This is a genomic window from Mycobacterium sp. SVM_VP21 (genome assembly GCA_024758765.1).
GTDB lineage: Bacteria > Actinomycetota > Actinomycetes > Mycobacteriales > Mycobacteriaceae > Mycobacterium > Mycobacterium heraklionense_C.
Map to the genome: position 1 here is coordinate 2,334,067 of CP101406.1, position 19,298 is coordinate 2,353,364.

Annotated in this window: 18 protein-coding genes; 10 read left to right on the top strand and 8 right to left on the bottom strand. The window is 66.5% G+C overall.

What is annotated here, in order from left to right:
* Window positions 1-15: 15 nt before the first annotated feature.
* A complete protein-coding gene (locus NM962_10705; protein ID UVO14414.1) occupies window positions 16-1,566 on the top strand; it encodes an acyl-CoA synthetase in 1,551 nt (516 codons plus the stop codon).
* Here NM962_10705 and NM962_10710 read toward each other — a convergent pair.
* Window positions 1,563-2,303, bottom strand: coding sequence for an acetoacetate decarboxylase family protein (locus tag NM962_10710; GenBank protein UVO14415.1), 741 nt, complete (start codon window positions 2,301-2,303; stop codon window positions 1,563-1,565). The genes NM962_10705 and NM962_10710 overlap by 4 nt on opposite strands.
* 28 nt (window positions 2,304-2,331) lie before the next feature.
* Between NM962_10710 and NM962_10715 the strand changes: the two genes are divergently transcribed.
* A complete protein-coding gene (locus tag NM962_10715) occupies window positions 2,332-3,561 on the top strand; it encodes a cytochrome P450 (GenBank protein ID UVO14416.1) in 1,230 nt (409 codons plus the stop codon).
* A gap of 115 nt (window positions 3,562-3,676) precedes the next feature.
* Here NM962_10715 and NM962_10720 read toward each other — a convergent pair whose 3' ends face one another.
* Both NM962_10720 and NM962_10725 read right to left on the bottom strand, forming a co-directional pair.
* The gene (locus tag NM962_10720) at window positions 3,677-4,651 is read right to left on the bottom strand and encodes an NAD-dependent epimerase/dehydratase family protein (protein UVO14417.1); all 975 of its coding nucleotides are present in this window, start codon (window positions 4,649-4,651) and stop codon (window positions 3,677-3,679) included.
* The gene (locus NM962_10725; GenBank protein ID UVO14418.1) at window positions 4,651-5,451 is read right to left on the bottom strand and encodes a crotonase/enoyl-CoA hydratase family protein; all 801 of its coding nucleotides are present in this window, start codon (window positions 5,449-5,451) and stop codon (window positions 4,651-4,653) included. Before NM962_10725 ends, NM962_10720 begins: the two co-directional genes overlap by 1 nt.
* Before the next feature lie 69 nt (window positions 5,452-5,520).
* Here NM962_10725 and NM962_10730 point away from each other — a divergent pair, with 69 nt between their 5' ends.
* Window positions 5,521-7,173, top strand: coding sequence for an acyl-CoA synthetase (locus NM962_10730; GenBank protein UVO14419.1), 1,653 nt, complete (start codon window positions 5,521-5,523; stop codon window positions 7,171-7,173).
* Between the two features lie 62 nt (window positions 7,174-7,235).
* Window positions 7,236-8,651 (top strand): wax ester/triacylglycerol synthase family O-acyltransferase, encoded by a 1,416-nt coding sequence (locus NM962_10735; protein ID UVO14420.1) that lies wholly within the window; start codon window positions 7,236-7,238, stop codon window positions 8,649-8,651.
* Window positions 8,652-8,655: 4 nt separating this feature from the next.
* On the opposite strand, the gene NM962_10740 is transcribed toward NM962_10735, so the two are convergent.
* Both NM962_10740 and NM962_10745 read right to left on the bottom strand, forming a co-directional pair.
* On the bottom strand, window positions 8,656-10,209 hold the full coding sequence (locus NM962_10740; GenBank protein UVO14421.1) for a succinic semialdehyde dehydrogenase: 1,554 nt from the start codon (window positions 10,207-10,209) through the stop codon (window positions 8,656-8,658).
* Window positions 10,210-10,252: 43 nt separating this feature from the next.
* Window positions 10,253-11,002, bottom strand: a complete 750-nt coding sequence (locus NM962_10745) for a hypothetical protein (protein UVO14669.1) — start codon at window positions 11,000-11,002, stop codon at window positions 10,253-10,255.
* A gap of 218 nt (window positions 11,003-11,220) precedes the next feature.
* Here NM962_10745 and NM962_10750 point away from each other — a divergent pair, with 218 nt between their 5' ends.
* Window positions 11,221-11,697, top strand: a complete 477-nt coding sequence (locus NM962_10750) for an RICIN domain-containing protein (GenBank protein UVO14670.1) — start codon at window positions 11,221-11,223, stop codon at window positions 11,695-11,697.
* A gap of 24 nt (window positions 11,698-11,721) precedes the next feature.
* Here the strand turns inward: NM962_10750 and fadD17 are convergent, their stop codons facing one another.
* Window positions 11,722-13,239, bottom strand: a complete 1,518-nt coding sequence (fadD17, locus tag NM962_10755) for a long-chain-fatty-acid--CoA ligase FadD17 (GenBank protein ID UVO14422.1) — start codon at window positions 13,237-13,239, stop codon at window positions 11,722-11,724.
* 29 nt (window positions 13,240-13,268) lie between these two features.
* Here fadD17 and NM962_10760 point away from each other — a divergent pair, with 29 nt between their 5' ends.
* Window positions 13,269-13,745, top strand: a complete 477-nt coding sequence (locus NM962_10760) for a nuclear transport factor 2 family protein (GenBank protein UVO14423.1) — start codon at window positions 13,269-13,271, stop codon at window positions 13,743-13,745.
* A gap of 6 nt (window positions 13,746-13,751) precedes the next feature.
* Here NM962_10760 and NM962_10765 read toward each other — a convergent pair whose 3' ends face one another.
* Window positions 13,752-14,849, bottom strand: a complete 1,098-nt coding sequence (locus NM962_10765) for an acyl-CoA/acyl-ACP dehydrogenase (GenBank protein UVO14424.1) — start codon at window positions 14,847-14,849, stop codon at window positions 13,752-13,754.
* Window positions 14,850-14,882: 33 nt separating this feature from the next.
* Complete coding sequence (locus NM962_10770; GenBank protein UVO14425.1) at window positions 14,883-16,061, bottom strand: acyl-CoA dehydrogenase family protein; 1,179 nt, start codon at window positions 16,059-16,061, stop codon at window positions 14,883-14,885.
* A 193-nt stretch (window positions 16,062-16,254) separates the two neighbouring features.
* Between NM962_10770 and NM962_10775 the strand changes: the two genes are divergently transcribed.
* From NM962_10775 to NM962_10790, 4 genes are all read left to right on the top strand, one after another.
* Entirely contained in the window at window positions 16,255-16,449 is a 195-nt protein-coding gene (locus NM962_10775) for a ferredoxin (protein ID UVO14426.1), read from the top strand.
* Between the two features lie 80 nt (window positions 16,450-16,529).
* Window positions 16,530-17,444 (top strand): 3-oxoacyl-ACP reductase, encoded by a 915-nt coding sequence (locus NM962_10780; GenBank protein ID UVO14427.1) that lies wholly within the window; start codon window positions 16,530-16,532, stop codon window positions 17,442-17,444.
* 241 nt (window positions 17,445-17,685) lie between these two features.
* A complete protein-coding gene (locus NM962_10785) occupies window positions 17,686-18,450 on the top strand; it encodes an ABC transporter permease (GenBank protein UVO14428.1) in 765 nt (254 codons plus the stop codon).
* The gene (locus NM962_10790) at window positions 18,447-19,289 is read left to right on the top strand and encodes an ABC transporter permease (protein ID UVO14429.1); all 843 of its coding nucleotides are present in this window, start codon (window positions 18,447-18,449) and stop codon (window positions 19,287-19,289) included. The genes NM962_10785 and NM962_10790 overlap by 4 nt, the downstream gene beginning before the upstream one ends.
* The last annotated feature ends 9 nt before the right edge of the window (window positions 19,290-19,298 follow it).

The following is a 19,298-nucleotide window of genomic DNA, read 5'->3' on the forward strand; positions in this document are numbered from 1 at the left end:
TTCTAGATTGACCGGATGAGCGAAGCCGGCCTGTGGAACATTGCCCGTGACACCCCCGACGCCGTCGCCGTGGTCGACGTTCACGGTGGTCAGCTGACCTACGGGGAGCTGGCCGCCCGCGCGGACCGCTACGGCCGCGGCCTGCAGGCGATGGGTCTGGAGCCCGGTGACGTGCTGGTGATGGTGCTGCCGAACATCGTCGACACGCTCGCGGTGTACTTCGCCGCCATGCAGACCGGGCTCTACATCGTGGCCGTCAACTGGCATCTGACTGGTCCGGAGATCGGTTATATCCTCTCCGACAGCGGTGCGAAAGTTGTTGTCGCTCACGAGCGGTTCGCTGAGGCGTCCAAGATCGCCGCGGACGAGGCCGGCCTGCCCGCCCAGGGGAGGTTCGCTGTCGGCAACATCGAGGGGTTCGCCCCGCTGTCCACGTTGGGCGCCGAGGAACCGGCGACCCGGCCCGACGTGCGCACCATGGGCGCTGCGATGCTCTACACCTCGGGCACCACCGGCAAGCCCAAGGGGGTCAAGCGTCCGCTGACCGGTGCCGACCCGGACGCGGTTCCGGTTGCCTCGGCCGGCTTCTTCGCGCTCTATGACCTGTTGCCTTTCGACAACCATGTACACATCTGTGGCTCGCCGCTGTATCACACTGCGGTGCTGAACTTTTCGTCGATCTCCATCCAGCTGGGTCACAAAGTGGTGCTGATGGACAAGTGGGACCCGGAAGAGATGCTGGCGCTGATTGACGAGCACAAGGTCACCCACAGCCACATGGTGCCCACCCAATTCCGTCGGCTGTTGGCGCTGCCCGCCGAGGTGCGCGCCCGGTACGACATGTCCTCGCTGCGCAACATGATCCACGGCGCGGCGCCGTGCCCGCCCGAGGTTAAGCGCCAGATGTTGGACTGGTGGGGACCGGTGATCACCGAGTACTACGCCGCCACCGAGGGCGGCGGTACCAAGATCAGCGGCGCCGAATGGCTGACCCACCCGGGTTCGGTGGGCAAGGCCTGGCCGTATTCGGTGGTCAAGGTGCTCGACGACGAAGGCAACGAGCTGCCGTCCGGCGAGGTCGGCACCGTCTACATGCAGATGGGCGGTTCCACGTTCGCCTACCACAACGACCAGAAGAAGACCGAGGAAAACCGTGCTGGTGACCTGTTCACCGTCGGGGACGTCGGCTACCTGGATGAAGACGGCTACCTGTATCTGCAGGACCGCAAGACCAACATGATCATCTCCGGCGGGGTCAACGTCTACCCGGCCGAGATCGAGAACGAGCTGATCATTCACCCGAAGGTGCTCGACGTCGCGGTGTTCGGGGTGCCGGACGAGGAATGGGGTGAGGCGATCAAGGCCGTCGTGCAGACCGCCGACGGCGTGACCGGCGACGACGCGCTGACCGCCGAGCTGATGGAGTACGCGGCCGCACGGCTGGCGAAGTTCAAGCTGCCCCGCTCGATTGACTACATCGCCGAGATGCCGCGCGATCCGAACGGCAAGCTGTACAAGCGCAAGCTGCGCGACCCGTACTGGGAGGGGCGGGACGCCAAGATCTAGGCGCCTACCACCTGGGCGTCGCCGAAGGTCATCTCGACGCGGCCCACGGTCGACGACATCATCGGCCGCTTGGGCAGGCCCAATGCGGCTAGTTCGCGGGCGTACGGGTGGGTGCCCAGCCGCAGCGTGGTACCCCCCAGTGAGCCTCGTACCTTCGAAATCCGCATTTCCCAAGGTACTTGGCGGGTAACGCCGTCGAAGTGGCTGAATGCTTGCAGGACCCTCGGCCGAGATGTGAGCAGTCCCGGAACCGGTAGTCCGCGACCGAATTCCATGGTGGCGATGTGCTGGCCGTCCGCGGCGACATCGAAGCCCAATCGCCGGCCTCCCTGACCGGTATCGCGAACGGTGAAGTCCGCCATGATCTTCGGGAATCCCCAGATGGTGCGTCCGGCCTCAAGGGTGAACTCTTGGTCGACCGGCAGGTGGTGGATGAATGCCCCGGCGGAGCCCAGTGCGCGCCAGCCGCTGGCCTCGCATGAACCCGGCGGGTTGACCATCACCGCGGTGCCGAATTCCAGGTAGCGGCCGAGGTCGCCGTCGATATAGCGGGCCAGCATCAGATTGACCACGGCGCGTCCCGGCTGCTGCTGGAAGACCTGCAGACCGCTGTAGTCGATCATCGCCTGCGCAGCGTCCGCGGGCACCGAAAACATTGCGGAATGCACATCCGCATGACGGATGCGGACGGGCATGGTAAGCACAGTGCCAGCGATCGTGTGCTGTGAAAGAGCCATGACTCCCACTGTAATCCGGAGGAAGCCGATGACCGAGGTAATGGCCGATGCCAAGCCGGACACCAAGCCGGATGTCGATCTGACCGACGGCACGTTCTATGCCGACGGGGGAGCTCGTGGCGCCTACGGCTGGATGCGGGCCAACGAGCCGGTGTTCCGGGACCGCAACGGGCTGGCCGCGGCGTCGACCTACCAGGCGGTGATCGAGGCCGAGCGCACACCCGAGGTGTTCTCCAACGCCGGCGGCATCCGACCCGACCAACCAGGCTTCCCCTACATGATCGACATGGACGACCCGGAGCACCTGGTGCGCCGCAAACTGGTCAACGCCGGCTTCACCCGCAAGCGGGTGCACGCCCAGCTGCCGTCCATCGAGACCTTGTGCGACACCCTCATCGATGCGGTCTGCGAGCGCGGCGAATGCGACTTCGTCCGCGACATCGCGGCGCCGCTGCCGATGGCGGTGATCGGCGACATGCTCGGCGTGCTGCCAGAAGAACGATCGCTACTGCTGAGGTGGTCCGACGACCTGGTAGCCGGGCTGAGCTCACACCTGGATCCGGAATCGGCGACGGCCCAGGCGGTCATGGCGGCATTCGCCGGCTGGACCGAATTCACCCGGAACATCATCACGAAACGTCGTGCCGAGCCCACCGATGACCTGTTCTCCGTGCTGGTCAACGCCGAGGTGGACGGCGAACAGATGACCGATGACGAGATCATCTTCGAGACCCTGCTGATTCTGATCGGCGGTGACGAGACCACTCGGCACACCCTGTCCGGTGGTACGGCGCAGCTACTGCGCCACGTCGATCAGTGGGAGCTGTTGCAGCGCGAACCCGATCGGTTGCCGGTGGCGATTGAGGAGATGCTGCGGTGGACCTCGCCGGTGAAGAACATGTGCCGCACCCTGACCCGCGATACTGAGTTCCACGGCACGCGGCTGCGCGAGGGCGAGAAGATGCTGCTGCTGTTCGAGTCGGCCAACTTCGACGAGTCGGTGTTCGAGGAGCCGGAACGCTTCGATGTCACCCGAGACCCCAACAGTCACGTGGCATTCGGTTTCGGCACGCACTTCTGTCTGGGCAATCAGCTGGCCCGGCTGGAATTGCGGCTGATGACCGAGCGGATCTTGCAACGGCTGCCGGATCTGCGGCTGGCTTCCGGTGACGCCTTGCCGTTGCGCCCGGCGAACTTCGTCAGTGGCCTGGAATCGATGCCGGTGGTGTTCACGCCGACCAAGCCGCTGCTGGGATAGTCGCCCCGCGACCAATAGCTCCGAGACCGACGTTTTGCAGGTCGCTACTCGCACTTTCTCTGCAATACGTCGGTCTCGCTGGAAATGGGGCTTGCGGGAACGCGATACGGCGGGGCTAACCGACCCGCAGCGACTCCACGATCGCCTCGATCGGTGATCGCCACCCCAGGCCCAGATCGGCCAGCGTGGCCGAGTCATCCGTCGGGGTGGCCGAGGTCAGCAGCCAGGCCGCCTCGTAGCTCAGCGACTCGGGCAGTGGCAGCAGCTTGCTGGCCAGGTCGCTGACTCGGCCGATGCCCTTGAAGACGCTGGGGGCAACCGGGATTCGGCGCACCGGGGCACCCAAACCCTGCTCTACCGCGGCGATCATCTCGTCGAAGCTGACCATGATCCCGCCGCACAGATAGCGGTGCGGGCCGCGGCCGGGCCGCATCAGCGACTCGTGTACCCGGCCGATATCGCGGACGTCGACCATCGCCATGCCACCGCGCACCACCGGGGCCATCCGGTACTTCACGATCGGCGCCCAGCCTCGTTCGGTGACGCCGGCCGCGGTGTGAAACGCCGGGCCGACGACGCTGGAGGGATAGGTGACCACGACCGGAGCGCCCTCGTCCTGCAGCCGGCGGGCCACCCGCTCGCCGTAGGCCTTGGTCCGGGCGTAGGCGCTGCGCCCGGGCACGGTGGGCGAGTCCGGGCCGATGATGCCGTTCGGCGGCGGAAAGAGCGCGCTGTAGGAACTGACCGATACCACCGGGTCCAGACCGGCGGCCACGGCACGGGTCAGGATCGCTTCGGTGGCGTAAGCGTTGATGTCCCACATCAACTTTTCCTGGCGGTCGTTGGTGCCGACCACCCCGGCGGCGTGCAGCACCGAGTCGCAGCCGTCCAACAGTGCAGCCACCACCGCGGTGTCGCGGATGTCGCCGTCGAGCACCTCCAGCGCGCCCAGCTCACGTAACCGGGGAATGACGGGCTCGTCACCGCAGCCCGGAGCGACCAGCAGCCGCACCGAGTGTCCGGCTTCCAGCAGTGTCTTGACCGTGTGGGCGCCGAGGTAGCCGGTGCCGCCGGTGACTGCGACCCGCATCAGCGGTTCTTGAACTCCGGCTTGCGCTTCTCGGCGAACGCCCGCGGGCCTTCCTTGGCGTCCTCGCTCAAGAACACCTTGATGCCGATCTTGGTGTCGATCTGGAAGGCGTCGTTCTCGTGCAGGCCTTCGGTCTCGTGGATGGTGCGCAGCATCGCCTGCACCGCCAGCGGGCCGTTGTTGTTGATCTGCTCGGCGATCTCCAGCGCCTTGTCCAGCGCGGAACCGTCCGGCACCACATGCCCGATCAGGCCCATTTCGAGCGCTTCGGCGGCGGTGATGTGCCGACCGGTGAACAGCAGGTCACAGGCCATGGTGTAGGGAATCTGGCGGACCAGCCGCACCGCGGAGCCGCCCATCGGGTACAGGCTCCACTTGGCCTCGGAGATCCCGAACTTGGCGCTTTCACCGGCGATGCGGATGTCGGTGCCCTGCAGGATCTCGGTGCCCCCGGCGATGGCCGGGCCCTCCACCGCGGCGATCAGCGGCTTGGTCAACCGGCGGCCCTTGAGCAGGCCGTCGATGCGCGACGGGTCGTAGCTGCCGTCCTTGAAGGAGTCGCCGGGTGCCTTCTTGTTGGCCGCTTTGAGGTCCATGCCCGCGCAGAAATAACCACCGGCGCCGGTCAGGATGCACGAGCGGATCTCGTCGTCGTTGTCGACGCGGTCCCACGCCTCGACCATGATCGCCAGCATTTCGCCGGAAAGAGCGTTGCGGGCCTCTGGCCGGTTGAGGGTGACGATCAGCGTGTGTCCGCGCTGCTCAACGAGGGCGTGGGGCTGTTCTGACGACTCGCTCACCGGCGTCCGCCTTTCCGGGTTGGAATCTCGACTTGAAATCGAAATGTAACACGTTCTAGTTTGTGTGTTGTGGCTCTCAACATCGCCGACTTAGCCGAACACGCCATCGACGCCGTACCGGATCGGGTTGCCCTGATCTGTGGGCCTGACCAGCTGACCTACGGGCAGCTGGAGGAGAAGGCCAACCGGCTGGCCCATTACCTGATCAGCCAGGGCGTCAAGAAGGACGACAAGGTCGGCCTGTACTGCCGCAATCGCAACGAGATCGTCGTCGCGATGCTCGGCATCATCAAGGCCGGCGCCATCCTGGTCAACGTCAACTTCCGCTACGTCGAGGGCGAACTGCGCTACCTGTTCGACAACTCGGACATGGTTGCGGTGGTGCACGAGCGCCAGTACGCCGACCGGGTGGCCAACGTGCTGCCCGACACCCCGAACGTCAAGACCATCCTGGTGGTCGAGGACGGCAGCGATCTGGACTACCAGCGCTACGGCGGCGTGGAGTTCGAGTCCGCGCTGGCGCAGAGCTCGCCGGAGCGGGACTTCGGGCCGCGTAGCGCTGACGACATCTACCTGCTCTACACCGGAGGAACCACTGGTTTCCCCAAGGGCGTGATGTGGCGCCACGAGGACATCTACCGGGTGCTGTTCGGCGGCACCGACTTCGCCACCGGCGAGCCGATCGCCGACGAGTACGACCTGGCCAAGCAAGCCGTCGCCAACCCGCCGATGGTCCGCCACCCGATCCCGCCGATGATCCACGGCGCCACCCAGTCGGCGACCTGGATGTCGCTGTTCAGCGGCCAGACCGTGGTCCTGGCACCGGAGTTCGACGCCGATCAGGTGTGGCGCACCATCCACGACCACAAGGTCAACCTGTTGTTCTTCACCGGTGACGCGATGGCGCGTCCGCTGCTGGATGCACTGTTGGCTCATCAGGACGCCGGAAACGAGTACGACTTGTCGTCGCTGTTCCTGCTGGCGTCCACCGCGGCGCTGTTCAGCCCGAGCATCAAGGAACGGCTGCTGGAGTTGCTGCCCAACCGGATCATCACCGACTCCATCGGATCCTCGGAGACCGGTTTCGGCGGCACCAGCATCGTCGCCAAGGGCGAAGCCCACACCGGCGGGCCGCGGGTCACCATCGACAAAACCACCGTGGTGCTCGACGAGGACGGCAACGAGGTCCAGCCCGGCTCGGGCGTGCGGGGCATCATCGCCAAGCGCGGCCACATCCCGGTCGGCTACTACAAGGACGAGAAGAAGACCGCCGAGACGTTCCGCACCATCAACGGCGTGCGCTACGCGATCCCCGGCGACTTCGCACAGGTCGAGGCCGACGGCAGCGTCACGATGCTGGGCCGCGGCTCGGTGTCGATCAACTCCGGTGGCGAGAAGATCTACCCCGAAGAAGTCGAGGCCGCCCTCAAGACCCACCCCGACGTCTTCGACGCGCTGGTGGTCGGGGTGCCCGACGCCCGCTACGGCCAGCATGTGGCCGCGGTGGTGCAGGCGCGCGGCGACGCACGGCCTTCGCTGGACGAGATCAACGCCTGCGCCCGGACCGAGATCGCCGGCTACAAGGTCCCCCGCAGCCTGTGGTTCGTCGACGAGGTCAAGCGTTCCCCGGCCGGCAAACCCGACTACCGCTGGGCCAAGGAGCAGACCGAGGCTCGTCCCGCCGACGAGGTGCACGCCAAGCATGTGGCGGCCGAGAGCTAACTCACCGAGTTTTTGGTGCAGAGCTGCCCTCGGCGGAACGCTTTGCGGGCTAGTCTCTGTCGATGCAGCGACTTTCGGGCGTCGACGCGGCGTTTTGGTCTGCCGAAACGGCGGGCTGGCACATGCACATCGGTGGGTTGGCGATCTGCGACACCACCAATGCGCCGAACTACAGCTTTGAGCGGGTTCGCCAGCTCCTGATCGAGCGATTACCGCAACTGCCGCAGCTGCGCTGGCGGGTCACCCCGGCCCCGCTGGGGTTGGACCGGCCGTGGTTCGTCGAGGACGAGAATCTCGACATCGACTTCCACCTGCGGCGCATCGGCGTTCCCGCCCCGGGCGGGCGGCGCGAGGTCGAGGAGCTCGTGGGCCGGCTGATGTCGTACAAGCTGGACCGCTCCCGCCCGCTGTGGGAGATGTGGGTGATCGAAGGCGTCAGCGGCGGCCGGGTCGCGACGCTGACCAAGATGCATCACGCGATCGTCGACGGCGTCTCTGGCGCAGGACTGTTCGAGATCATGCTGGACATCACGCCCGAGCCACGGCCGCCACTACCGGAGACGACCGAGTCCTCGAACGGCTCCACCATGCCCAGCTACGAGCGTCGGGTCGTCGAGGAGTTGGTCAACGTTGCGGTGAAGACGCCGTACCGCATCGGCCGACTGCTGCAGCAGACCGTTCGCCAGCAGATCGCCACCGTGGGACTGGGACTGGCCCGCAAACCACCGCGCTACTTCGACGCCCCGGTGACCCGCTTCAACGCCAGCGTCTCGCCGCACCGGCGGATCAGCGCTGCGCGCATCGAGCTGGCCCGAATCAAGGCCGTCAAGGACGCCTACGGGGTGAAGCTCAATGACGTCGTGCTCGCCATGGTCGCCGGTGCGGTTCGGCAGTATTTGGGCGAGCGCGGGGAGTTGCCGGACAAGCCGCTCGTCGCCCAGATACCGGTATCGACCCGCACCGAGGAGAGTCAGGGCGAGGTCGGCAACCAGGTCAGCTCGATGACGGTGTCGATGGCCACCGACATCGAGAGTCCGGCTCAGCGGCTCAAATCGATTCACGCCAGCACCCAGAGCGCCAAGCAGATGGCCAAGGCGCTGTCGGCGCACCAGATCATGGGCCTGACCGACACCACTCCGCCTGGACTACTACAGCTGGCCGCCCGCGCCTACACCGCGACCGGGCTGTCGAACCGGCTGGCCCCGATCAACCTCGTCGTCTCCAACGTGCCGGGGCCGCCGATTCCGATCTACATGGCCGGGGCGGAACTGGAGTCACTGGTGCCGCTCGGCCCGCCGGTCATGGACGTGGCGCTGAACATCACCTGTTTCTCCTACCGCGACCACCTCGACTTCGGTTTCGTGACCACGCCGGAGGTCGCCGAGGACATCCACAAGATGGCCGACGCGATCGAGCCGGCGCTGGCCGAGTTGGAGCGCGACATCGACCGGGGGAAGAACCGCACCGGCCGGCGCTGAGGCGCTACCGGCCCGGTAGCGCCTGCACCGCGCGGATCATCGGGGTCAGCATTTTCTGCCACAGCGGGCCGGAAATCCCCAGTGGTGGGTCCAGATTCAGAACCCGGGCGGTGGAGACGGTCTGCGACTCGGTGTACTTCAGGATCCCGTCGGCGCCGTGGCGGCGGCCCACCCCGGAGGCCTTCATGCCGCCCATCGGCGCGGCGACGCTGCCGAAGGCCAGCGCGTATCCCTCGTCGACATTGACCGTGCCGGACTTGATGCGCGCGGCGATCGCCTCACCCTGGGACTTGCTGGCGGCCCACACGCTGGCGTTCAGGCCGTACTCGGTGTCGTTGGCCTTCGCGATGGCCTCTTCGACGTTGTCGACGGGGTAGATGGAGACCACCGGGCCGAACGTCTCGTTGCGTCCGCACTCCATGTCGTCGGTGACATCGGTCAGCACCGTTGGCTCGTAGAACAACGGCCCGATGTCCGGACGGGCATTTCCGCCGGCGATGACCTTGGCGCCCTTGGCCTTCGCGTCATCGACATGGTTAGAGATGGTCTTGATCTGGTCTTCGGAGATCAGGCTGCCCATGTCGCCGGTGAAGTCGTAGGCGTTCGACAGCTGCATGGCGCGCACCTGCTCGGCGAACTTCGCGGCGAATTCGTCGGCGACCTCGCGTTCGACGTAGATCCGCTCGATCGAGATGCACAACTGACCGGCGTTGGAGAAGCAGGCGCGGGTGGCGGCCTTGGCGACCTCGGATAGGTTGGCTCCCTTGGTCACGATCATCGGGTTCTTGCCGCCCAGTTCGGCGGAGAAACCGATCAACCGAGAGCCGCACTGTTCGGCCAGGGTGCGGCCGGTGGCGCTGGAGCCGGTGAACATCAGATAGTCGCACTGCTGCACGATCGCGGTGCCGACCACCGATCCCGGGCCGGGCACCACCGCGAACAAGTCGCGCGGCAGCCCGGCCTGATATAGCAGTTCGGCGTTGGCCAGAGTGCAGTACGGGGTCTGGCTGTCCGGCTTGACCACCACCGCGTTGCCCGCCAGCAGTGCGGGGATGGCATCGGAAATCGACAGTGTCATCGGGTAATTCCATGGCGCGATCACGCCCACCACGCCCTTGGGGTGGTGGTTGATGACGGTCTTGACGATGCCCGGCAGCAGCCCCGGCACCCGCTTGGAGGCCAGCAACTTGGTGGCCTGACGCGCGTAGTAGCGCGCGTTGAGCATGATGTCGAGGATCTCTTCCTGCGCCGCCGAACGCGCCTTGCCGGTCTCGGCCTGGCAGACGTCCATCAGGAAGTCGCGGTTGGCGATCACCAGATCGCGATAGCGCTCGATGATCGCGCTGCGCTCTTTGACGCTCCGCGCGGCCCAGGTGCGCTGGGCCGCGCGGGCTTTGGTGAATGCCACCGTCACGTCCTCGGCGTTGCCGACCGGGATGGTGGTCAGCGGCTTACCGGTGAAGACCTCGTCGATGGTCTTCGACTGCCGGGCGTCGATGTCCTCGATGGCGGACAGTTGACGCAGCCGGTCGAAGTCTGCGGCGGATGGGGCGGGCATCGGTGGTCTCCTACTCGCGGGTAACACGTGGTTAGCCGCCAAACTACCCCGCGCAGCGGCCGCCCGGTAGCTCGGCGGCGTGGGCACTGAGCCACTGGGTCATCTGGTTGAGTGCCGCAATCCCGGAATTGAAGCTGCCGTCCTTGGGTTCAGCAGCCAGCGCCACCGCGAGCGACCCGGCCGGCGTGCCGACGATGCCGAACTGCCGCACCAGGTAGCCGCCGCCTTGGCCGGGGCCCCAGCCGCCCTTGGTCGGGGCGCCGATGCTGGCCAGCCCCCAGCGCTGGTCGGGGACGGTGTTCTTCATCAAGCTGACGACGGGTGCGGCGGCGGGCATGCAGGGCAGATGGGCGGCAAACACCGCTTGGCGGGCCAGTGGCCACTGGGTCTGGCCGAAGGCGCTGAATTCGGGACGCAGTCGTCGGGATTCGACCGCGGTGCCGGCGTCGCCGCCGGCCCGCAGAACGGCCTGCACCTGTTGGGCGGCCTGGGGGGCCGGCCCCAGCGAGGACCACAACTGCTCGGCGGCGTCGTTGTCGGATGCCGTGACGGCCTTGGCGGCCAGGTCCTGGGCGTTCGGGCGGTTGGCGTGCAGCGCCGCGATCGCCAGCGGGACCTTGATGGTCGACCACGCGACACCATTCTGCAGGGAGCCGAGCGTGCCCGCCTGGTTCTGGCCGACCGGGGCATAGGCGATGCCGACGTTGCCCGGGATGGTGTTGGCCAGCTGCGCGAAGCTGGTCTGTAACGGCTCTGCGGAGGCGGGGGAGGCCAGGGTCAGGGGTAAGGCCATGACGGCGGCCAGGACTGCGACGAGCACGCGGCGGGCAGCAGGCATTGATTCAGTATTGCGCGCCGGGGGTTCGAAACGGCGGTGGCCACACCGCGCGTCCCGCCGGAACCGCGTGGGTAATTCGTCGTTTGCGGCTCATCGACGGCAGCCATGGTGGTAGGAGTTGCTGATCACCTTGGGTGACGGGGGTGGACGGGGCCGAGAAGACGGAGCGAACAGTGCACCGGTTGCGCGTGATGGGCGGTGTCGGCCGGGTCCTTGCCGTGGTCGGTACGGCGCTGTGCGTCGCGGTGGGAATCGCTGGTCTGGCGGCCGCCGACGGCCCGGTTCGGTTGGGCAGCCGGCTGGGCGATTCTTGTCTGGATGCCCCCAGCGCGAACTATTTCGCTGCGGTGGTGGTCAACCCCTGCGAGGATTCGGACTCCCAGCGCTGGTACCTCAATGGCAGGCAGCTGCAGAATGTGGCCTTTCCCGGCGGATGCCTGATTAATCCGGCTGGCGACGGTCTGTTCGCGCACCTTGGACCTTGTGTCGGAATGTGGCCCCAGAACTGGAATATCGACCCCAACGGCCAGGTCAAAAATGACACCGGCTGGTACTGCCTCACTGTCCTGGGCGGTCCGGCGCCGGGGACGTGGGTCTCCACCCGTTACTGCAACGGCGATCCGAGCCAAGGCTGGGATGTCATCTCGTGAAAGGACAGGTAGTAGGACGGCCGGCTACCGGGAGATCCGGTACACCGGATCGGTGCACTCGGTGGCCTCGGCGGACAACACCCGCTTGAGCACCTTGAACGTCTCGGTGCGCGGTAATTCGTCGGCTACCCGAACATACGACGGCCACTGCTTGGGGCCCAGGTCGGGCTGCTCGGCCAGGAATGCGCGGAAGTCGTCGGCGTCGAACGATGCGCCGCGGGCCAAAACCAGCGCGGCCATCACCTGATCACCCACCGCGGGGTCCGGGATGGGATACACCGCGACTTGGGCGACGGCGTTGTGGCGCAGCAGGATCCGCTCGATCGGCGCGGTACCCAGGTTCTCGCCGTCCACCCGCATCCAGTCGCCGAGCCGGCCGGCGAAGTAGGCGTAGCCGGCCTCGTCACGGTAGGCCAGGTCGCCGGAGTGATAGATCCCACCGGCCATTCGCTGCGCCTCGGCCTCGGGATCGCGGTAGTAGCCGCGGAACTGTCCGCGCCCACTGGCATTCACCAACTCGCCGACCACGCCGGGTGGGCATTCTTCGCCGGTTTCGACATCGATGATGGTGTTCCCGTCGATCAGCGGCCCCAGTGCACCGGCCGGGGTGTCCGGGGTACGCCCGATCGCCACCCCGCCCTCGGTGGAGCCGAAGGCGTCGATCACGGTGCATCCGAACCGAGCCGCGAACCGTTCCAGATCCCGGGGTGCGCCCTCGTTGCCGTAAAGAAGTCGCAGTGGGTTGTCGGCGTCGTCGGGCCGCGCCGGGGTGGCCAGCACGTACGACAGCGGTTTGCCCACGTAATTGGCGTAGGTGGCGCCGAAGCGCCGCACGTCGGAAATGAACCCGGAGGCGGAGAACTTGCGGCGCAACGCGACTGACGCGCCGGCGGCCACCGCCACCGACCAGCCCGCCATCACCGCGTTGGAGTGAAACAGCGGCATCGACAGGTAGCAGACGTCGGAGGTCCCCAGGCCGAACCGCCCCGAGAGCATCACCCCCGGGAACGCCGCCTTCCACTGCGTGCAGCGCACCGCCTTCGGGTCACCGCTGGTGCCCGAGGTGAAGATCAGCATGAACAACTCGTCGGGGTCGGCGTCCCGGAACGTCACCGGAGTGTCGTCATGACCGGCCAATTCCGATTGCCACGAGGGTGATTCGACATCGATCATGCCGGGAACCGTGACGTCGGCGGTGTTGTCGGCCAGCACCAGTTGGCAATCCGCGTGGGCCACGTCGCGCTCCAGGGCCGCGCCCCGGCGGGTGGGGTTCAAGCCCACCGGCACGATGCCGGTCAGTGCCGCTGCCACCAGCATCGTGGAGAAGAACGGCGTATTGCCCAGCAGCACACCGACATGCGGTGGCTTGTCCGGATCGAGGCGGGCCCGCAGCGCGGCACCGAGCCGGGCGCCCGCGGCAATGTGGTCTCGCCAGCTGACGAAGGTGTCCTCGTAGAAGACACCGCGGTCGTCCACCTCGGCCACCTGCGCCAGCAGTGCTGTGACGGTGGACTGTTGGTCGATATTGGCGGGTGCTGACATGGTGATCAGATTAGTGCTGCAATAGAGCGGTGACTGATTCGCACCAAGCCATAGAAGCCATCAAGCAAGTCAAGTACCGCTACCTGCGAGCGCTGGACACCAAGCACTGGGACGACTTCGCGGACACGCTGACTGAAGACGTCAGCGCCGACTACGGCAAATCGATGGGCAGCGACCACAAGTTCGCCGATCGCGACTCGCTGGTGACGTTCATGCGCACCGTCATGCCGGCGAACCTGATCAGCGAACACCGGGTCAACCATCCCGAGATCACCCTTACCGGCCCGGACTCCGCGAGCGGCATCTGGTACCTGCAGGACCGGGTGATCGTGCCCGACGCCAACCTGATGCTGATCGGCGCGGCGTTCTACCACGACACCTACCGGCGTACCGCCGACGGCTGGAAGATCAGCTCCACCGGCTACCAGCGCACCTACGACGCCACCGTGCCGCTGTCGGACATCCCCGGGTTCAAGGTGACGTTCGGAGATGCGCTGAACCGCTGAAGCTAGCTAGGCCGGGGTTTCGGCCAGCTCGCGGCCGATCGCCAGCAGCTGCCCGGTGGCGCCGCCAACTGCGAACTCAGTCTGCTTGGCGGCCAGGAAGTAGCGGTGGATCGGGTGGTCGATGTCGATGCCGACCCCGCCGTGAATGTGGACGATGCTGTGCGCCACCCGGTGTCCGGCCTCGGCCGCCCAGAATGCGGCGGTGGCCACCTGGGTGGTCGCGGGCAGTCCCTCACTGACCCGCCACGCCGCCTGCGTCAGCGTGAGCCGCAGCCCCTTGACGTCGATGTAGCCGTCGGCCAGCCGCTGCGACACCGCCTGGAAGCTGCCGATCGGCTTGTCGAACTGCTCGCGCTCACGGGCGTATTCGGCGGTCAGGGCCAGGCCGCGCTCCAGCACGCCCAGCTGGTAGGCGCTGTGGCCCAGGGCCGCCACGCTGCTCAGGTGGTCGAGCACTTCGGCGCCACCGATCAGGCGACCGGCCTCCACCTCGACCCCGGCCAGCTCCAAGTGGCCCACGCTGCCCCGTCCGGTGGTGGCCAGCGAGGTCACCGTCACGCCGGGATCGGAGGCGGCGACCAGGAACACCGCTGAGCCGGAATCGGTTTCGGCCGCCACCAGGAACGCGTCCGCGACCGAAGCGAAACCGACCTGGGTGCGGGTGCCGGTGAGACGGAAGCCATCACCGGCGGCGGCCGCCCGAACCGGGCCCTCGCCCATGTCGCCGTCGAGCGCGACGGTGAGGATCTTCTCGCCGGCCACGGCCGGGGCGCCCCAGGCCTGCTGCAGCTCCGCGGAGCCGAACTTGGCCAGCGTCTCGGCGGCCAGCACCACCGACTCCAGGTAGGGCACCGCGGCCAGCTGACGGCCGAGCGCGGTCAGAATCGCCGTCTGCTCCAGCACACCGAACCCGCCGCCGCCCAGCGACTCGCTCGCCGCGCTGGACACCACGTCGGCGTCGATCAGCTTGCGCCACAGCTCGGTATCGAAGCGCTGCTCCAACGCGTCGAGCTCACGCTGGCGCTCCGGGGTGCACACCGCGTCCACGATGGTGCCGACCAGACCCGAAAGGTCGTCAGATGCTTCGGTAGTGGTGAAGTCCATGAGTACTTGCCTCCAAAGTCCTTGGGTATTAGGTCAGCGATTACGGGGCAGGCCCAGGGCGACCATGCCGATGATGTCGCGCTGCACCTCGTTGGTGCCGCCGCCGAAGGTCAGGATCAGGCAGGCCCGGTGCATCCGTTCCACCCGACCGCGCAGCAGTGCGCCGGGGGAGTCCTGACGCACGGTGGCGGCGGTGCCGAGCACCTCCATCAGCAGGCGGTAGGCCTCGGTGGCCAACTCGGTGCCGAACACCTTCGCCGCCGAGGCGTCCGCCGGGGACGGCGCGGCCTTGTCAGTTGAGGCCAGCTCCCAGTTGATCAGCTTGAGCACTTCGGCCTTGGCCAGCACCCGGGCCAGGTTGAGCTGCACCCACTGCGAGTCGATGATCCGGTTGCCGTGCGCGTCCTTGGTGTTCTGTGCCCACTCGCGGACTTCTTCGAGAGCCAGCAGGATCGGCTGCGCCGAGACCAGGGCAACGCGCTCGTGGTTGAGCTGGTTGGTCACCAGCTTCCAGCCCGCGTGCTCTTCGCCGACCAGGCTGGTCACCGGGACCCGCACGTCCTGGTAGTAGGTGGCGCTGGTGTCCGGGCCGGCCATGGTGTGCACCGGGGTCCAGGAGAAGCCCTCGGCGCTCGTGGGCACAATGAGCATAGAAATTCCGCGGTGTTTCTTGGCCTCCGGGTTCGTCCGGGCCGCCAGCCATACGTAGTCGGCGTAGGCGATCAGCGACGTCCACATCTTCTGGCCGTTGATCACGTAGTCGTCGCCGTCACGTACCGCGGTGGTGCGCAGCGAGGCCAGGTCGGTGCCGGCGCCCGGCTCCGAGTAGCCGATCGCGAAGTGCAGCTCGCCGGCGGCGATCTTGGGCAGGAAGAACTTCTTCTGCTCTTCGGTGCCGAACGCCATGATGGTCGGCGCGACGCTGTTGATGGTCAGGAACGGCACCGGGGCACCGGCGATCGCGGCCTCGTCGGTGAAGATCAGCTGCTCCATCGGCGAACGTGCCTGGCCGCCGTACTCCTTCGGCCAGCTCAGCGTCAGCCAACCGTCGTGCCCCATCTGGGCCACGGTCTCGCGGTAGACGTTGCCGGTGCCGTACTCGCCCTGGGTCGAGCTGAGGGCCTCACGACGCTCCGGCGTCATCAGCGTGGTGAAGTAGGACCTCAGTTCGCTGCGCAGCTCTTCTTGGGCCGGCGTGTAGCTGATCTGCATCGGGGGAGTCCTTCGCTGGTGATCGGTGTCACGATAAGATTCTGGTTCGACAGCCCGTTGTAACACGTTCTAGTCCCGGGGTCCAACGGCCCTAGCGGCTCGTGTCTGGAAGCTGTCGGATCGTATGGTGACACTAGTGGATGACGGCGGCCGGAAACGCTCGGTCGGCGCAGGGCTTTTACAGGAGAATGTCATGCGAGTTGAGGTAGATCTGGATCGTTGCGAGGGCAACGCGATTTGCGTCGGAATCGACCCCGACCTGTTCGATCTGAACGATGACGAGCAGGCAGAGGTCAAGCTCGCCCCGGTCCCGGCTGACCGGGAAGCCCACGCCGAGCAGGCCATCGCCGAGTGCCCGCGGGCCGCGCTGCGCCGCGTCGACGACTAGCCTCCCACGGGCAACGACTAGAGGTATTCATAACCGCCGGTGACGACGAGTGCGCCGGCGACGCATAAGGAGCGGCGTACATGACTGACAACACGATCGACCTGACCGGCAAAGTCGCAGTGGTGACCGGCGCGGCCGCCGGCCTGGGCCGAGCAGAGGCGATCGGGTTGGCCCGCTCCGGGGCGACGGTGGTCGTCAACGACATCGCGCCGGCGCTGGAGTCCTCCGACGTCATCGACGAGATCGCCGCCGCCGGCGGTAAGGGCGTGCCGGTGGCCGGTGACATCAGTCAGCGCTCCACCGCCGACGAGCTCGTCAGCACCGCCGACGGCCTGGGCGGGCTGAACATCGTCGTCAACAACGCCGGGATCACCCGCGACCGGATGTTGTTCAACATGTCCGACGACGACTTCGACGCCGTGATCGCCGTGCACCTTCGTGGGCACTTCCTGTTGACCCGCAATGCGGCTGCCTACTGGCGTCAGAAGGCCAAGGACGCTGAAGCAGGCGCCATCTACGGCCGCATCATCAACACCTCGTCAGAGGCCGGCCTGATGGGTCCGGTCGGGCAGGCCAACTATGGCGCGGCCAAGGCGGGGATCACCGCGCTGACGCTCTCGGCCAGCCGGGCACTGAGCCGCTACGGCGTCTCGGCCAACGCGATCTGCCCGCGGGCCCGTACCGCGATGACCGCCGATGTGTTCGGTGAGGCCCCGGAAGGCGCTGCGGGAGATGTCGATCCTTTGTCGCCCGAGCACGTGGTCACCTTGGTCCGGTTCTTGGCGTCCCCGGCCTCGGCTGCGGTCAATGGCCAGGTTTTCGTGGTCTACGGACCTGAGGTAACCCTGATGGCCGCGCCGACGGTGGAACGTAAGTTCAGCGCCGAAGGGCAGGCGTGGGACCCGGCCGGACTGTCCGACACGCTGGCCAATTACTTCGCCGGCCGCGATCCGGCGCGGACTTTCTCGGCATCCGAACTCATGTCCGGCGATTAGAGCAAAATTAGAACGCGTTACAGCGAGGCGTGGGTCACAATGCGCCGTGAACAGGGGAAATAGCCTGTCTCGCTCAGTGAAACGTGTCCTTTGACACTGCGAACGTGTTCTAGTTAGTATGATCCGGCTCACGTGAGGCGGCGTCTGAATTTGCACGAATGACGCCGATCGAACGAGGTTGCCGGATACAGTTTTGCGACCACCGATGCCCCGGAAGCCTGACCTGAGGGAAGGACGTGTCTTGATCGAACAACTCACGGTTCCGGCTCGGGCCGTGGGCGGGTTCGTTGAGATGTCCCTGGAGACGTTTCGGGCCATGTTCCGCCGGCCCTTCCAGTACCGCGAATTCCTTGACCAGACCTGGATGATCGCGCGGGTGTCGCTGCTGCCGACGGTGCTGGTTGCGATCCCGTTCACCGTGCTGGTGGCGTTCACTCTCAATATACTGTTGCGCGAGATCGGTGCTGCCGACCTGTCCGGCGCCGGAACCGCGTTCGGCACCATCACCCAGCTAGGCCCGGTGGTGACCGTGCTCGTGGTCGCCGGCGCAGGCGCGACCGCCATCTGCGCGGACCTGGGCGCCCGAACCATCCGCGAAGAGATCGACGCGATGCGGGTGCTCGGCATAGACCCGATCCAGCGCCTGGTGGTACCCCGGGCCCTGGCGTCGACTTTCGTCGCATTGCTGCTCAACGGCCTGGTGTGTGCGATCGGCCTGGTCGGCGGCTACGTGTTCTCGGTCTTTCTGCAGGGCGTCAACCCCGGCGCCTTCATCAACGGGCTCACCGTGCTCACCGGACTCGGCGAGCTGGTGATGGCCGAGATCAAGGCGCTGCTGTTCGGCACGGCGGCCGGCCTGATCGGGTGTTACCGCGGACTGACCGCCAAGGGCGGCCCCCAGGGCGTGGGCAACGCGGTCAACGAGACCGTCGTCTACGCCTTTATTTGTCTGTTCGTCATCAACGTCGTCATGACCGCGATCAGCGTCCGGGTGTTGGTGAAATGAGTTACGACGCCACGTTGCGGTTCCGGCGGATATTCCGCGGGGTGCCCAAGGCTGTCGACAACTTCGGTGAGCAGGCCCTGTTCTACGCCGAATCGATCCGCTACGTCCCCAACGCGCTGACCCGATACCGCAAGGAAACCGTCCGGCTGATCGCCGAGATCACCATGGGCACCGGCGCGCTGGCCATCATCGGCGGCACGGTCGGGGTGGCCACCTTCCTCACCCTGGCCTCCGGTGGCGTGATCGCGGTCCAGGGCTTCTCCTCGCTGGGCAACATTGGAATCGAGGCGTTGACCGGCTTCTTGTCCGCCTTCCTCAACGTGCGAATCGTGGCACCGGTGGTTGCCGGGATCGCCCTGGCCGCCACCATCGGAGCCGGCACCACCGCCCAGCTCGGCGCCATGCGCGTGGCCGAGGAGATCGATGCCGTCGAATCGATGGCCGTCCATGCGGTGTCGTATTTGGTGTCCACTCGACTGGTGGCCGGCCTGATCGCGATCATCCCGCTGTATTCCCTGTCGGTGCTGGCCGCGTTCTTCGCTGCCCGGTCCACCACGGTGTTCATCAACTCGCAGTCACCGGGCCTCTACGACCACTACTTCGACACGTTCCTGATCCCCACAGATCTACTGTGGTCCTTCCTGCAGGCGATCATCATGTCGGTCGCGGTGATGCTGGTGCACACGAACTATGGCTTCAACGCGGCCGGCGGTCCCGTCGGGGTGGGCATCGCGGTGGGCCAAGCCGTGCGGACCTCACTGGTCGTGGTGGTCGTGATCACTTTGTTCGTCTCGCTCGCCGTCTACGGCGGGTCCGGTAACTTCAACCTCTCGGGATAGCAAGGAAGT